This window comes from Vibrio crassostreae 9ZC13, from assembly GCF_000272045.2.
In the GTDB taxonomy this organism is placed as follows: Bacteria; Pseudomonadota; Gammaproteobacteria; order Enterobacterales; family Vibrionaceae; genus Vibrio; species Vibrio crassostreae_C.
Map to the genome: position 1 here is coordinate 1 of NZ_AJYZ02000023.1, position 473 is coordinate 473.

A 473-nucleotide genomic window follows, 5' to 3' on the forward strand; every position below is an offset into this window, starting at 1 on the left:
CGCTCTGATAACGCTCAGATGGGTGGTAAGAGCTACCAAACTGAGAACGCGAAAGATAAAGATTGGAACGTTCAAGCAGGCTCTAACGACCTAAAAATGTCGTTCACTGATAACTTCGGTCAAGCACAAGAAATCGACATCAGCGCAAAAGCGGGTGACGACATCGAAGAGCTAGCAACGTACATCAACGGTCAACAAGACTCTGTTAAAGCGTCTGTAACTGAAGACGGTAAGCTACAAATGTTTACTGGTAACAACAAGGTTGAAGGCGAAGTGGCATTCTCTGGCAGCCTGGCTGGCGAACTAGGCATGCAACCTGGCAAAGACGTAACGGTTGATACTATCGACGTAACATCAGTTGGCGGCGCACAAGAGTCTGTAGCTATTATCGATGCGGCACTTAAGTATGTAGATAGCCACCGTGCTGAGCTAGGTGCTTTCCAAAACCGTTTCGACCACGCTATCAGCAACTT

The 473-nt window shown here is 47.6% G+C and carries 1 protein-coding gene; it reads left to right on the plus strand.

The genetic code is table 11. The annotated features are described in order from the left end of the window. The coding region (locus A136_RS10740) for a flagellin hook IN motif-containing protein (RefSeq protein WP_017062976.1) at nucleotides 1–473 on the plus strand (473 nt) is incomplete at both ends.